Genomic DNA, 13,909 nt, shown 5'->3' on the forward strand with positions numbered 1-13,909 from the left:
TTGCAAATTTACAATTTTAAGGACGAATAATCGATTTATTCGTTAAATGATGTAATTTTGAAATATGTATAAAATTCAAATTATGAAAAAAATAATTTCAACCCTTACCTTGGGGATTTCGGTATTTGCTTTTTCTCAAATCGGATTGGGCGGTATCCAAACGCAAAACAATTGGACTTTTGGTGGGTATGCCGGGCTTGGTACCGGTTCTGGTGGGACATCGATCTATGTTACTCCAAAAGTTGGATATAAAGTTTCTGAAAATTTCGAATTGGGAGCTGCCGGTAATTTTACTTGGAACAACAACAGTTATTTCAATTCTACCATGATAGGCGTTGGTCCTTATGCAAATTATTATTTTGCACGAACAGCATATATTTCCGGGATGTTCCAAGAGTATTTCATCAATTATAGAAACCGATACAACAATCTGAATACGAAAAACAATGAATCGGTTTTGTATCTAGGTGGCGGTTATATGCAAAGGTTGGGAGATAGTGCTTATATGCAAATTGGTGCGATGTACAATGTGTTGTACGACAAAAACAAATCCGTCTTCGGGAGCGGTTTTGTACCACAAGTTGGGGTGGTGTTTGGTTTATAAAAAAATCCTCTCATATTTTTTGGATGAGAGGATTTTTTATTATTATTTTTTTTTAATGGATTAGTAAAGGATTCCCAATTCAAATTTTGCTTCCTCACTCATCATGTCTTTGTTCCACATGGGTTCGAAGGTTAGGTCCAAATCTACATCGATTACGCCTTCAACCGTTTTCACTTTGTCTTTCACCTCTTGCGGCATGGACTCGGCAACAGGACAGTTGGGGGTTGTAAGGGTCATGATAATTTTTGCAAGTCCATCTTCGGATACCTGAACATCATAAATCAGTCCCAATTCATAAATGTCCACCGGAATTTCTGGGTCATAAACCGTTTTTAGGGTTTTTACAATATCTTCACCAATGGCTGTAATTTGTTCGTCTGTGTATTTCATAAATAGAGTCACCATTTTTCCATTTTAAAAGCTAAACTTAACTTTTTAATGGATTTTTTCTGAAAAATTTTACTTGTTTTCATCTTCAGATCGTTCCAACAAGTCCTCTTGTCGCATCCGTCTAAAAATATTGCACAAAGTTAAGACATCTTTCTCACAATATAGAATTATTCTAAATAAATCTTTTTCTATATGATAGATTGATGAAACCATTGAACCGTCAATGTCGTCTTTGGGTGTCGAGATTCCGAAGACATGAGCAAGAAGTTCTAAGGAGACAAAACTTTTGTAATCTCCGAATTTCCACAATTCCATGGTGTCGAGATGTGGGATTTCCCAAGGTTTTTTTCCGAATAATTGAAAGGGAAGTGGAGGCATCATACCGTTGATTAAAAACCGACGGGCGATCCACGGAAAGTCGAACTCTTTGCCGTTGTGGGCGCAAAGGATAATGTCACGCATTTTGGGTTTGTTAAACATTTGTCCAAAATCTTCTAGTAATTTTTTTTCATTATCCCCGGCAAAACTTTTAATTCTTAGTTTGCCACCATGATCCATCATTCCTACAGAAATGCATATTATTTTTCCGAATTCGGCCATAATTCCGCCCCGTTCAATATAAAAATCTTCTGCACCAACTTCCTCTTTTCTTTGAAATCGGGTTTTCTTTTCCCAAAGATATTGCTCGGTTTCAGAGACTTCGTCCCAGTTCCCAAACTGAGAGACGGTTTCTATGTCCAAAAATAATATTTTCTCGAAAGGGATGTTTTGAAGCATGATCTAAAGGTTTTATGGTTGTGCTATTGAGTTGATGAGAAGGTCTATTTCTAATTTTTGCTCGGCATATTTTTGTTGTAAATCGCTCTCTTCTCCCATTCTTTTGTAATAGTCTAAGGCTCTTTTCCCAAACCATACTTTGTGAAAATTGGACATGTCCGGAATGTTAGGATATCTTTTGTGGAAAAGCATTTCGTAATGCGCCTGAAACTCTCTTTCATTTTTGTCCTCTACATAAGGAGCTATGGTTTTTTGATGGATGTGAACCATTTCATGGGCAATCAAGTTAATCACCAAATTGAAGTCAAAATCAAATAAATTCTTAGGAATCATGATGACTTGAGGCGCTCCAACTTCGCCATCCGTAGTGAGAACGATAAGTTCTTTATTTTCATCTTTTCTAAAATCAAAACGCCCCCAATTGTCATTGGCCAAACCAAAACTGCTGACGATAAAATACGCCGCATCCAGGACTTGCTGATGTTCGAGGTATGTGTTGAGGTGCAATTTGACTTGAGAAAGATCCATGATAAATGATGTTTACGATTCAAATTTATAAAAAAAATGTTCAATTCTTATTGAGAATTGATTAAGTTACATGGCTTCTTGTTCGTCATTTTCACGATTGTAGAATTGATCCGAAAGGTATTTTGCTTTTATAAAATCTTCTCGATCCACTTGCAATTTGTATCCGCCAATGGAACTGTTGAAAATGGGATACATTGCCACCGAATTGGTGTTGAAGATAAAAGCATCAATGTCGTTTTCTTCCAAAAATAATTTGAAAATTTGTGCTTCAAACTCGGTATTGTAAATGTTTACAGTAATCAATTCCATAGCCTAAATTTTTGAATTTATTTCTGAAATCCGGTTGATGATGGGCAGGGAAAAAACACCACTTTTTTGGAGGTATTTTTCATAGAAAAATTTAGATTTATCGAAAAAAGAGGGATTGTTGTCCAGTGTTCCTTTGGCAAAGAAAAGATGTCCCAACAATTCCAAGTAAGGCACATGATGGTGGGTATCTTTTTGTTCTACAATTTCTACAATTTCATCTGTGGAAAGCGCAGAAAATTGGTCAAAATCCATTTTGAAAACATCGTTCATTTGGGTGTCGAAAATCCTTTGGTCGTCTTCGATTTTCCCTTCATTTTTTTCCAAAATCAATCGGTTGAGGGCTTCTGAAAATTGTTTAACAATACGGATGATATAATCTTTATCGTGAATCATTTTTTTTTAATTTTAAAATTAGGCAAAGAATAAATACGCCAAGACAACCGAGGTTATGACTCCTACCAAATCGGCTAAGAGCATTGCCCATACCGTGTATCTGGTGTTTTTAATGGCAACCGCTCCAAAATAAACAGCGATTACATAGAAGGTCGTATCCGAACTTCCTTGTAGGACAGCTGCTAGTTTTCCTTGAAAACTGTCGGCTCCAAAAGTGGTCATCGTATCCACCATCATCCCTCTTGCTCCGGATCCCGATAGAGGTTTGATAAGTGCTGTTGGGAGTCCATCTACAAATCGAGAATCGGCGCCAACCACTTCGGCTACCCATTTCATTCCGCTAATAATTACATCAAAAACTCCGGAGGTCCTGAGCAAAGAAATGGCGATGAGCATCCCCACCAAATACGGAATAATTTTGACACAGGTCGTGAAACCTTCTTTGGCTCCATCGATAAAAGCATCAAATATGTTTATTTTTTTGTACAATCCGCCCAAAACGATGGCAAAGAAAATAAATAGGATAATTCCATTGCTCATCACTTTACTGAATTGGTCCAACTCGTCCTTGCTTAGCTGGACCAGATAGACCACCAATCCGCCGATTATGGCAGAAATACCGCCAACAAAAAGCAATACAGCAGGCTGGAAAAGATTAATTTTTTGTTTGATTGAGACGATGGTCATTGCTGCCATGGTTGCCATAAAAGTCGCAATCATGCACGGAAGGAAAATGTCGGTAGGCGTTTGTGATCCCATCGAGGCTCGAATGGCAATTATAGAAACCGGTATCAAAGTAAGACCGCTGGCATGAAGACAAAGAAACATGATTTGTGCGTTGCTCGCCTTGTCCTTGTCGGGATTTAGACTTTGCAAACTGTCCATCGCTTTTAGTCCAAAAGGTGTTGCGGCATTGTCCAAACCCAATAGATTGGCCGAAAAATTGAGCATCATGTGTCCAAAAGCCGGGTGGTTTTTAGGAATTTCCGGAAATAATTTCGAGAAAAAGGGTTGTATAAATCGCGATAAAAGATTGATGCCACCTGCTTTTTCAGCAATGGACATAAAACCCATGAACAGCGTCATAATCCCGATGAGTCCCAAGCAGATTTCCACAGCAGTTTTGGAAGTTCCAATAACTCCATCGGTTTCTTGGATGCGAAAAACAGTAACAGTTTGTTTTAAAGAATCTGTTTTATAATGAATGTAATTTTCATCCAACAACGGCGATTTTTCTAACTTTTGTTGGGTTTCAAGAGGTAATGAAGAAAATTTTTGACTTGCAATTTGTATGGTGTCTCCACCTTTGCCCACAACCATATCGTTATAGATGCTGTCGTAATTTCCTGTAAAAACAAATTTTATGCTGGCAACCAATATTGCAATAAGAATGAAGGCTGTCCATATCCTTGAAAGAACCATGTCTTGAAAAATTTTGTTAAATGTAAGAAAAACTTGGTTAAAAAAAATTAACTTTTAAGGGAGGTGTTTTTATAAAGTGAGATCGCTCATGTTTTTTTTAACCCTCTTGTTTTCAAAACTTAAGAAAAACTTTTGTAATTTTAATTCATCAAATAAATTTCAAAATTTATTCTCAAACCATGCAAAAAATCACAATTTATGACGACCAATACGCAAAATCTCAGAAATGTTGCCATACTCGGTCATTCCGGGTCTGGTAAAACGACTCTTATAGAAACCATGCTTTTTGAAGGTGGAAAAATTAGACGAAGAGGCAGCATTGAAAATCACAACACCGTGTCGGACGATACGGAGATAGAGCACGAAAGGGAGAGTACCATCTACTCTCATCAGATGTTTGTTCCGTGGAAGGAAAATAAAATTAACATTTTGGATACTCCGGGATTTGATGATTTTATAGGTGAGGTTATTTCCTCCTTGAAAATTTCAGATACAGCAGTGATTACTCTTAATGCAAGTTCCGGTGTCGAAGTGGGTACTGAATTGGTTTGGGAATACATCAAAAAATTTAATACGCCATGCATTGTGGCAATCAATCAGGTCGATCATCCCAAAGCTGATTTTGAAAAAAGTTTGAGCGAAGCCCAGGAATTGTTTGGAAATCATGTGGTAAGTGTTCAGTATCCGATGCGAACTGGTGAAGGATTTCATCAAATCATTGATGCCCTTCGAATGGTGATGTACGATTTTCCTGCTCTTGGTGGAAAACCAGAAAAAAAGCCCATTCCGGATTCGGAAATTGAAAAAGCCAAAGTCTTGCACTCCGTTTTGGTAGAAATTGCTGCGGAAAATGAAGATGGACTGATGGAAAAATATTTTGAAGAAGGTCAACTTTCAGAAGAAGATTTAGCAAAAGGTCTCACCATTGCTTTGGCACAACAAAAGTTTGTTCCGGTGTTCGTAACCTCAGGGCTCAAAGATATGGGAAGTGGCCGATTGATGGGTTTTATCAATGATATTGCACCCAGTCCTGCAGATAGACCCAATACAATTTTGGAAAATGGAGACGAACTGGTTTGCGATAGCCAAGGCAAAAACACAATTTTTATATATAAAACAACTTCTGAACCACAAGTAGGACTTATTTCGTATTTTAAAGTCCTATCGGGAACGATAAAACCCGGAGACGAATTGGTTAACGCCGATAACAACGAAACCGAAAGACTGGCTCAGATTTTTGTAGCCGAAGGAAAAGAACGAATTAGCGTTTCCGAATTGAAAGCTGGCGATCTAGGACTGACCATCAAGCTGAAAAATTCACACACCAACAATACTTTGAACAGCAAGGGAGTAAAACTAAAAGTGAGCCCTATTGTTTTCCCAGAAAGTAGATTACGGAAAACCATTTTTGCTGAAAATTCTTCGGATACGGAAAAACTTTTTGCAACCATCAATAAAATAAAAGAAGAAGATCCCACATTGTCTTTAGAAATAGATGCCGACACCCACGAGTCGGTGATGGGTGGACAAGGTCAGTTGCATTTGGACCTGCTGAAACAAAGAATTGAAAAAGAATCGGGCGTGAAAATGAAAATGAAAAGCCCAAAAATTTCATATAGAGAAACCATTGTTGGAGCTTCCAGTGCCGAGTATCGACATAAAAAACAATCGGGTGGTGCCGGACAATTTGGAGAAATCCACCTGAGAGTCGAAAATTATTTTGATGGAATGGACGAACCCAAAGGGATGAACATCCGACAGCATGAAATTGAAACCCTCCCATGGGGTTGCAAATTGGCGTTTTATTGGTGCATCGTTGGAGGTGCCATCGATAACCGATACATTGCTGCCATCAAAAAAGGAATTATGCAACAGATGAAAAACGGACCTTTGACAGGATCGCCATGCCAGAATATTAGGGTGTCGGTTTTCGATGGAAAAATGCACAGCGTGGACTCCAATGATATTTCCTTTCAGTTGGCTGCATCGGGAGCTTTTAAAGAGGCGTTTCATCAAGCTTCTCCACAACTTTTAGAGCCCATGTATCGTATAGAAATTTTGTGTCCAAACGATGCAACAGGCGATGTGATGGGCGATTTGCAAACCAGAAGAGGTATTATTTCCGGAATGGATTCTGAAGATCGTTACCAAAAGATCACAGCCGAGGTGCCTCTGGCAGAATTGGACAACTACGGAACCCAGCTAAGAGCGATAACCGGCGGGAAAGCGAAGTTTAGCATGAAACTTTCGGACTATCAATTGGTGCCGCCCAACATTCAAAAAGAATTGGTGAAAGAGTACGAAGCCAAACGACATGAAATATAAACAAAGAGGCGTTCAGATTTTTTTTGAACGCCTCTTTTTATACTTGTTTTTGATTATTTAAAATATTTATGTGCCCGAATGTAAGTCAGTAATGAAGTTAGCGCTACGATGGTTATCGAAGAAATGGGCATCAGAATGGCACAGATCAATGGCGACAACTCTCCAGTAACAGCAAAGCTAAGCCCCACAATATTGTATAAGAAACTGATGACAAACATGATTTTCACAATGTTGATGGCATCTTTGGACAGGTCCAAATATTTTTTGACATCAACGATGTTCTCCCCTTTCATAATTACATCAGAAGATGGGGTGAAAGCGTTGGTGTCATCGGCAATTGCAATGCCTACATTCGCTTGTTTTAATGCACCGGCATCGTTCAGTCCATCACCAAACATGGCCACTTTTTTACCTTGAGATTGCAGTTCTTGTATATAATTTAGTTTGTCCTCAGGGTTTTGGTTGAAGCGCATCTCTTCGGCTTTTGTTGCCAAAGATTTCAACTGATTTTCCTCAGAAGAATTGTCGCCACTCAGGATGTCAATGTGGTAATTTTCCAATTGATCGAACATGGTTTTGATCTCTTTTCTGTATTCATTTTTAAAAATGAATTTGCCCAAGAAAATGTCGTTTTTAGAAATATAAACCGCCGTTTCCATGTTTTGTGAGGTTTGTCCAATAAAACTTGCGGCTCCAATTTTATACGATTGGCTTCTTACATCGGCCTGGTAACCTCTGCCGGGTGTATCTTTAAAATTTTCTATTGGGAAATATTCATCTTTGTTGTCTAAAGAATCGTACAACGCTTTAGATAAAGGATGGTTGGAGTTTTTCAGTAAAGATTTTAGGTTGGCGAGATCAAATTCTTCCAACAAATCTCCTTCGTATTGTATGTTTGATTTTTTGTTGTGGGTGATGGTTCCTGTTTTGTCAAAAACCAAAGTGTCTATTTTCGCCAGTTTTTCTATGGTTAAGGTGTCTTTTACATAAAAATGATTTTTACCTAAAATCCTCATGATGTGTCCAAAAGTGAACGGTGCCGATAGTGCCAAAGCACAAGGACAAGCAATGATGAGGATGGCAGCAACTACTTGGAACATTTTCTCGAAATCGTGCTGTATCCAATAGATCGCTGCTATGGCCGTAATACCAAGAATGATAAAAGTGAAATATTTGGAAATGGTATTGGTGATGGTATCCAAACCGTTTTCATGTTTTTTGAAGGCTTCTTTGTTCCAAAGTTGGGTCAGGTAACTTTGGTCCACATTTTTTATCACTTCAAGTTCCAAGATCGCTCCGGATTGTTTTCCACCGGCGAAGATTTTGTCACCTGGTTTTTTTGCAATGGTAGCGCTCTCACCCGTGATGAACGAGTTGTCGATGTTTCCATTTCCCGAAATCAAGATGGCATCAACAGGGATTATTTCTTGATTTCTCACCATAATTCTATCGCCCACCTTCAGTTCAGAAAGTAGAATGTTTTGTTGTTGGCCTTCAAAATCGACCTTAGTAACCGCAATCGGATAAAAAGATTTGTAATCTCTATCGTAGGAAAGTGCGGAATAAGTTCTTTTTTGAAAGGTTTTACCAAGAAGCATGAAAAACAACAACCCACATAAAGTATCAAAATAACCGGGTCCGAAGTCGGTTAACACCTCATAGATGCTTCTTCCGTAAAGCATGATGATACCCAAAACAATAGGTACATCAATGTTTACGATTTTGTTTTTAAGACCAAACCAAGCCGATTTAAAATAATCCGAAGCCGAATAAAAAACCACTGGAGTGGCCAGTAAAAACATGATAAAACGGAAAAGATTTTTATAAGAATTCATCCAAATATCCGTAGTTCCCATGATTTCTTGGGCGTATTCCGGGTAGGAAAAGAACATTCCGTTACCAAAAGCAAAACCGGCAACCGCTAATTTTATCAAAAGAGTCTTGTCCAGTTTTTCTTCTTTTTTGTCGGCGGTCTCTAGGCTAATGACCGGTTTGTACCCCAAATTGGTGAGGAATTTTGCCAATTCACTCAACTTTAATTCTTGATGGTTAAAGGAAATCTGAACGGTTTTTCTGGTGAAATTAACTTGGCTGTATTTGATGTTTTCATTCAAGGTATGAAGGCTTTCCAACAGCCAAATGCACGATGAACAATGGATGACCGGGATTTTGAAGGTGACTAAACTGGTACTGCCTTCAGAAAAATCGGTTACTTTATCAAAAATTTCTTGGGTGTCCAAATAATCAAATTGTGTCGAGTTTTCGTCCGGTCTGGTTCCTGCATTTTTGTTGAGTTCATAGAAATTACCTAGCTGGTTCAGATTTAGGATTTCATAAACCGATTTGCACCCGTTGCAACAAAATATTTTTTCATCAAAAGCAATTCGTTCTTTTTCTATTTGTTGTCCACAGTGAAAACAATTTTCCGACATGATTTTTAACTGAATTTTTAAATTTAATGATTGAACTTATTCATTTCTAAAAAAGATTAAACGAGTGTTTATTGGCTATTAAGAGGATAAACTCTTGTTTTATTTAGAATTAGAATAAATTCTAACATGCAAAATTAGATAAAAAACTTTGCCTTTCATTTTAAAAAGCAATACTTTTGCTGATAAATATCATTATTTATGTCATTAGAAAAACAAATTGCTATTGAAGAGGCTTTGAAAGTCGCATTTGATGAAAATGAACTGAAAAGCAGAATTTCTGCAGAAGATTTTGAATTGTACAATTCGACAAAAGAAGAAATGAGTTTTCAAAAAGGCGATGATATTTTTGAAGATGGCGAATTTCCAAAAGGTATTTATCTGATTGAATCGGGTACAGCAAAGCTTTCTAAATCTGGCGTTTATGGGAAAGATCATATCCTGAGATTTATCAAAGAAGGCGACATGATTGGCTACCGCTCTCTTTTGTGCGGCGAAAAATTTCAAGCCAAAGCCGAAGCGATGACCGAGATTAAGGCTCGTTTTATCCCCGCAGCAACCTTCAGACATTTGCTGGAGGTGGATTCTAAAATGGCCTATGCCATGCTGCAAAAATTCGCTTACGAATTGGGAGAAAGTGCCAATACCGTAGCTTTTTTAGCACAAAAAACCGTTAGAGAACGCTTGGCAGAAATTTTAATTTTGCTCGAACAAAAACTAGGAACCGACCCGGAAGGTTTTATTAAAATTTCACTAACCAGAGAAGAAATAGCCAACCTCATTGGTACGGCAACAGAAAGCGCCATCCGTTTGATCTCCGAATTCAAAACCGACCAACTGATCGAAGTAGAAGGTAGAAACATACGAATTCTGAATCGAGAAAAACTCATCAAATTGGGCCATGTTCTAATATAAAATTTTTTACAGTCGAACGGTAAAGGTTTCGACTGTTTTTTTATTATTTTTAAAGTTTAAAATACCATTTCTTATGTCTGTACATTCAGAAATAAAAAAAATAACCACCGAGACCTTGAGAAAAATGAAATTCGACAAGGAAAAAATCACCATGCTGACGGCTTACGATTTTACAACAGCCAAAATGGTGGATGCCGGTGGGGTGGATACCATATTGGTTGGCGATTCCGCAGCCAATGTTATGGCGGGGTACGAAACCACTTTGCCCATCACTTTGGATCACATGATTTACCATACGCAATGCGTAGTTCGTGGGGTCGAAAGAGCTTTGGTAGTGGCCGACTTGCCTTTTGGTACCTATCAGAGTAATCCTGAGAAAGCTTTGGAGTCGGCCGTAAGGATGATGAAGGAAGGCGGAGCGCATGCTGTAAAAATTGAAGGCGGTAAAGAAATTGAAGATTCCATTCGTAAGATTGTCAATGCCGGTATTCCTGTCATGGGACATCTAGGACTGACACCGCAATCCATATATCAATTTGGAACTTATAAAGTGAGAGCCAAAGAAGAAGCTGAGGCCGAAAAGCTAATCCAGGATGCCAAATTGTTGGAAGTATTGGGATGTTTTGCTTTGGTTTTAGAGAAAATTCCGGCCGATTTGGCAAAGAAAGTGAGCGAAAGTATTTCCATACCAACCATTGGGATTGGTGCCGGTCCGGATTGTGATGGACAGGTCTTGGTGTACCACGATATGATCGGGATGAATAAGGGCTTTACACCAAAATTTCTAAGAAAATATTTGGATCTTTATTCTGAAATTACAGGTGCCATTTCCAATTATGTGAAAGATGTGAAAGACTTGGATTTTCCAAATAAAAATGAAAGCTACTGATGCAAAGATTAAAATCGTATAACGCTATTTTGTCGGTTCTCATCTTGTTGTGTTTGGTCGTTGGATGGACTAAACCATTCAGTTTCGAGCTCAATGTGATGATATACAACCGGCTGTTCTACATCCTGATTGGGTTAAGTTTTTTCTTGCAAAGTAAAATGTTGCCCAATCCAAAGATGGTCTATCCCATGTATGCCGCTGCTTTGTTTTGTGTGGTAGGTGCGTTTTTGCCTTTAGAAAGTCAGTTTTCATCGATAAAAACCATTGGACTTTTTGCTGGAATTATCATTTCAATTTTTAATCGACCTCGAGCTTAATTTTTTCTATGTCTAAAGAGTTTAGTGCAGACCAAATTGCCTATGAAGACAATCACTTGATGGTGGTTAATAAAAAAGTGGGGCAGTTGGTGCAAGGAGATAAAACCGGTGACGAATCGTTGCTGGAAGCCGTTAAAAATTTCATAAAAATTAGAGATCAAAAACCAGGAAATGTTTTTCTGGGTTTGGTACACCGCATTGATAGGCCCACTTCGGGATTGGTAATCTATGCCAAAACTTCCAAGGCTCTCAGTCGATTGACACAGATGGTAAAAAACCGAGAGGTGAAGAAAACCTATTGGGCTTTGGTGGGCAAAGATGCAATTCCGCAATCGTTGAGGTTGGTGCATTATCTTAAGAAAAATGAAAAAAACAACAAGGCCATTGTTTTTACAAAGCCCACAGAAGGTGCCAAAGAAGCTGTATTGACCTATCAAATCATAAAATCTTTAGATCGTTATTTGCTTCTGGAAGTCGATTTGGAAACCGGGAGGCATCATCAAATTCGAGCACAATTGTCCAAGAACGGAACGCCGATAAAAGGCGATTTAAAGTACGGAGCACCACGATCCAATCCGGATGGAGGCATTTCGTTGCATGCCAGGAAATTAGAATTTATACATCCAACCACCAAAGAATTGATCGTAGTGGTAGGAGCTTTACCTAAAAACGATGCCGTTTGGCAAGCCTGCGAAACGATGTGATTTGTAAGGAGATATAAGTTTATTGCGTAAAAAAGGAGTTTGAACAAGAATTCAAATTCCTTTTTTTATGGGTACATTTTTACGGCTTCTTCAACCAAAAATGATACTTGTTCGGGGCGACTTTTATTGTCTTTAGGTTGGTTTTCATAACTTCCGGTTCTTACGATGATCATGTTTTTTTCTGGAACCACAATGATGTATTGTCCCAGATGTCCCCAAAAATAATAATGCTTGATGGGGTGATCGTAATTGATCCAAAGTCCCAATCCATAAGTGTTGTTTGATGCTTTGCTGGGCGTTCTCATTTTATCAATGAAGGCTTTACTCAAAAGTTGTTGGTCTTGCCATTTACCATTGTTCAGGAGGATTTGTCCCAATTTTGCAAAATCTCTGGATTCGGCATGTATGCAGCAAAAAGTTTTTTCCATACCGTTACTGTCCGTAGTCCAATAGGCATTTTGCTCCATACCCAAAGGTTGCCAGAATTTTTCGGACAGATAACTGGAAAGAGGTTTGTCTATAGCTTTTCTTAAGGCAAATCCTAAAAGCTGAGTCGCTCCACTTTGGTATTCAAATTTTTTTCCGGGTTCTTCTTTGAAGCCTCTTAACAATACTGCTTTTGCTAAGCTTTTTCCGTAATAGGCTTTTGCATTTGGTGTAAAAGGATTTTGGTAGTCTTCATTCCAATCCAATCCTGCTTCCATAGCTGCCAAATTCTGTATGGTTAGGTTTTTACCAAAAGGAACATGGGCATAATTTTCATAAAAATCAGAAAATTTCTGATCCAAACCTTTTATCCGCCCTTCTTCTATGGCTTTTCCCAAAAGCATCACCGTTATGGCTTTTGCCATGGAGAAAGAATTGGTTCTGGTGTATGCATTGCCGTCCCAATAATGTTCTTGAGCCAATTTCCCATCTTTTATCACCAGAAAAGAAGCAGTTTTGGTCGTTTGCACATCTTTGATCATGGCTGCGGAGAGGGTTTTGCTGTTGTAGTTTTGATCCTTTTCCCAAGGCTGAGCGATGCCGGCTTTTATCGTATTGCTGCTGAATAAAGATCCATCGTCTATCGTGGCCGAAGTTTTCCCACGCAAGTAGGTTTTGGCAATCCCGCTGAAGAGATAGTCGTAGCCTAAAGAATATATGATTGCAATGATGGAAGCCATGATAACGGCGATGGTTTTAACTGCTTTTTTCAAAATGCATTCGGTTTACACAAATTTAATAAATTTAAAGATAGAAAAAAGGATTTGTTTAGTTTCGTCTTTCGGAAAGGGTATTGCCGAAGGACGGGCTACTTATAACTAAAAGTGGAAAGAATAACCAACCTGAACAAAAAACTTTTTCCGCTTCTAAATTACATAAAAAAATGAAGCGGAAAAGTTTTTTGTGGATATTGATAACTGAATGCTCAAAGAATATATTCAACCCCGTCTTTTGGCAATACCATGTTATATGCTGTGCTTTTTATGCTGTGTGTTTGGAAATATGCAGGAGAGGTGAGGGAAATTTATTCTTTTTTTGGCATGGGCAAAAAGAGGGAAGGGAAATGCTCTTTTTGTATTTTCTCAGGCAAAAGAGTTGAACAAAATACAAAATGTGCATTACTCTTTGCGTTGGCTGTTTACCTTTGTTTTATTTCCGCAGTGGCTAAATTATTTTCCGCAGTCGCTAATTTTGAAATTGCAGTAACGAATATTATTGTTGCAGTTGCTCATATTATATTTGCAGTTGCTTATATTATATTTGCTGTTATAAATTTTGAAACTGCCGTTTTTGATATTGAACTTGTTTAAAGTAAAAAAATCGATAAACACCTTTAAAAAAAGGCGTTAATTATTTGTTTAAAAGACTGGTATTCAGTATATTAGAGGAAAAATAACTACAAATTTCTCTATGCAAAAGAA

15 protein-coding genes are annotated in these 13,909 nt (G+C 38.1%); 7 read left to right on the top strand and 8 right to left on the bottom strand.

Features of this window, described 5'->3' with window-relative positions; translation table 11 throughout:
* Nucleotides 1–82 precede the first annotated feature (82 nt).
* The gene (locus EIY84_RS09655; protein WP_124642630.1) at nt 83–604 is read left to right on the top strand and encodes a hypothetical protein; all 522 of its coding nucleotides are present in this window, start codon (nt 83–85) and stop codon (nt 602–604) included.
* A gap of 60 nt (nt 605–664) precedes the next feature.
* Here EIY84_RS09655 and EIY84_RS09660 read toward each other — a convergent pair whose 3' ends face one another.
* From EIY84_RS09660 to EIY84_RS09685, 6 genes are all read right to left on the bottom strand, one after another.
* Complete coding sequence (locus tag EIY84_RS09660; RefSeq protein WP_124642632.1) at nt 665–994, bottom strand: iron-sulfur cluster assembly protein; 330 nt, start codon at nt 992–994, stop codon at nt 665–667.
* Between the two features lie 69 nt (nt 995–1,063).
* Nucleotides 1,064–1,771, bottom strand: a complete 708-nt coding sequence (locus EIY84_RS09665; RefSeq protein WP_124642634.1) for a ribonuclease H-like domain-containing protein — start codon at nt 1,769–1,771, stop codon at nt 1,064–1,066.
* Between the two features lie 12 nt (nt 1,772–1,783).
* Nucleotides 1,784–2,299: a hypothetical protein gene (locus EIY84_RS09670; RefSeq protein WP_124642636.1), complete on the bottom strand. Its 516-nt coding sequence runs from the start codon at nt 2,297–2,299 to the stop codon at nt 1,784–1,786.
* 66 nt (nt 2,300–2,365) lie between these two features.
* Nucleotides 2,366–2,608, bottom strand: a complete 243-nt coding sequence (locus EIY84_RS09675; protein WP_124642638.1) for a hypothetical protein — start codon at nt 2,606–2,608, stop codon at nt 2,366–2,368.
* A gap of 3 nt (nt 2,609–2,611) precedes the next feature.
* Complete coding sequence (locus tag EIY84_RS09680; RefSeq protein WP_124642640.1) at nt 2,612–3,001, bottom strand: hypothetical protein; 390 nt, start codon at nt 2,999–3,001, stop codon at nt 2,612–2,614.
* A gap of 18 nt (nt 3,002–3,019) precedes the next feature.
* Nucleotides 3,020–4,423: a nucleoside recognition domain-containing protein gene (locus tag EIY84_RS09685; RefSeq protein WP_124642642.1), complete on the bottom strand. Its 1,404-nt coding sequence runs from the start codon at nt 4,421–4,423 to the stop codon at nt 3,020–3,022.
* 198 nt (nt 4,424–4,621) lie between these two features.
* On the opposite strand from EIY84_RS09685, the gene EIY84_RS09690 reads away from it, so the two are divergent.
* On the top strand, nt 4,622–6,748 hold the full coding sequence (locus tag EIY84_RS09690) for an elongation factor G (RefSeq protein ID WP_124642644.1): 2,127 nt from the start codon (nt 4,622–4,624) through the stop codon (nt 6,746–6,748).
* 53 nt (nt 6,749–6,801) lie between these two features.
* Here EIY84_RS09690 and EIY84_RS09695 read toward each other — a convergent pair whose 3' ends face one another.
* Nucleotides 6,802–9,180, bottom strand: a complete 2,379-nt coding sequence (locus tag EIY84_RS09695) for a heavy metal translocating P-type ATPase (protein ID WP_124642646.1) — start codon at nt 9,178–9,180, stop codon at nt 6,802–6,804.
* A 198-nt stretch (nt 9,181–9,378) separates the two neighbouring features.
* Here EIY84_RS09695 and EIY84_RS09700 point away from each other — a divergent pair, with 198 nt between their 5' ends.
* The 4 genes from EIY84_RS09700 to EIY84_RS09715 all read left to right on the top strand — a co-directional run bounded on the left by EIY84_RS09700 (nt 9,379) and on the right by EIY84_RS09715 (nt 12,002).
* A complete protein-coding gene (locus EIY84_RS09700) occupies nt 9,379–10,092 on the top strand; it encodes a Crp/Fnr family transcriptional regulator (RefSeq protein ID WP_124642648.1) in 714 nt (237 codons plus the stop codon).
* Between the two features lie 73 nt (nt 10,093–10,165).
* Nucleotides 10,166–10,981, top strand: a complete 816-nt coding sequence (gene panB, locus EIY84_RS09705; RefSeq protein ID WP_124642650.1) for a 3-methyl-2-oxobutanoate hydroxymethyltransferase — start codon at nt 10,166–10,168, stop codon at nt 10,979–10,981.
* Nucleotides 10,981–11,298 (top strand): hypothetical protein, encoded by a 318-nt coding sequence (locus tag EIY84_RS09710; protein WP_124642652.1) that lies wholly within the window; start codon nt 10,981–10,983, stop codon nt 11,296–11,298. The genes panB and EIY84_RS09710 overlap by 1 nt, the downstream gene beginning before the upstream one ends.
* 8 nt (nt 11,299–11,306) lie before the next feature.
* Nucleotides 11,307–12,002: an RluA family pseudouridine synthase gene (locus EIY84_RS09715; protein ID WP_124642654.1), complete on the top strand. Its 696-nt coding sequence runs from the start codon at nt 11,307–11,309 to the stop codon at nt 12,000–12,002.
* A 65-nt stretch (nt 12,003–12,067) separates the two neighbouring features.
* On the opposite strand, the gene EIY84_RS09720 is transcribed toward EIY84_RS09715, so the two are convergent.
* Nucleotides 12,068–13,201, bottom strand: coding sequence for a serine hydrolase domain-containing protein (locus tag EIY84_RS09720; protein WP_241154773.1), 1,134 nt, complete (start codon nt 13,199–13,201; stop codon nt 12,068–12,070).
* Nucleotides 13,202–13,450: 249 nt separating this feature from the next.
* Here EIY84_RS09720 and EIY84_RS09725 point away from each other — a divergent pair, with 249 nt between their 5' ends.
* The gene (locus EIY84_RS09725) at nt 13,451–13,798 is read left to right on the top strand and encodes a hypothetical protein (protein WP_124642656.1); all 348 of its coding nucleotides are present in this window, start codon (nt 13,451–13,453) and stop codon (nt 13,796–13,798) included.
* The last annotated feature ends 111 nt before the right edge of the window (nt 13,799–13,909 follow it).

The organism is Amniculibacterium aquaticum (genome assembly GCF_003852705.1).
GTDB lineage: Bacteria > Bacteroidota > Bacteroidia > Flavobacteriales > Weeksellaceae > Amniculibacterium > Amniculibacterium aquaticum.

What these genes read in the sequence shown, in the direction of transcription:
- EIY84_RS09715 (WP_124642654.1), top strand. Translation starts at nt 11,307, where the DNA reads ATGTCTAAAGAGTTTAGTGCAGACCAAATTGCCTATGAAGACAATCAC.
- EIY84_RS09690 (WP_124642644.1), top strand. Translation starts at nt 4,622, where the DNA reads ATGACGACCAATACGCAAAATCTCAGAAATGTTGCCATACTCGGTCAT.
- EIY84_RS09725 (WP_124642656.1), top strand. Translation starts at nt 13,451, where the DNA reads ATGTTATATGCTGTGCTTTTTATGCTGTGTGTTTGGAAATATGCAGGA.
- EIY84_RS09655 (WP_124642630.1), top strand. Translation starts at nt 83, where the DNA reads ATGAAAAAAATAATTTCAACCCTTACCTTGGGGATTTCGGTATTTGCT.
- EIY84_RS09710 (WP_124642652.1), top strand. Translation starts at nt 10,981, where the DNA reads ATGCAAAGATTAAAATCGTATAACGCTATTTTGTCGGTTCTCATCTTG.
- EIY84_RS09700 (WP_124642648.1), top strand. Translation starts at nt 9,379, where the DNA reads ATGTCATTAGAAAAACAAATTGCTATTGAAGAGGCTTTGAAAGTCGCA.
- EIY84_RS09680 (WP_124642640.1), bottom strand. Translation starts at nt 3,001, where the DNA reads ATGATTCACGATAAAGATTATATCATCCGTATTGTTAAACAATTTTCA.
- EIY84_RS09665 (WP_124642634.1), bottom strand. Translation starts at nt 1,771, where the DNA reads ATGCTTCAAAACATCCCTTTCGAGAAAATATTATTTTTGGACATAGAA.
- EIY84_RS09695 (WP_124642646.1), bottom strand. Translation starts at nt 9,180, where the DNA reads ATGTCGGAAAATTGTTTTCACTGTGGACAACAAATAGAAAAAGAACGA.
- EIY84_RS09685 (WP_124642642.1), bottom strand. Translation starts at nt 4,423, where the DNA reads ATGGTTCTTTCAAGGATATGGACAGCCTTCATTCTTATTGCAATATTG.
- EIY84_RS09675 (WP_124642638.1), bottom strand. Translation starts at nt 2,608, where the DNA reads ATGGAATTGATTACTGTAAACATTTACAATACCGAGTTTGAAGCACAA.
- EIY84_RS09670 (WP_124642636.1), bottom strand. Translation starts at nt 2,299, where the DNA reads ATGGATCTTTCTCAAGTCAAATTGCACCTCAACACATACCTCGAACAT.
- panB (WP_124642650.1), top strand. Translation starts at nt 10,166, where the DNA reads ATGTCTGTACATTCAGAAATAAAAAAAATAACCACCGAGACCTTGAGA.
- EIY84_RS09660 (WP_124642632.1), bottom strand. Translation starts at nt 994, where the DNA reads ATGAAATACACAGACGAACAAATTACAGCCATTGGTGAAGATATTGTA.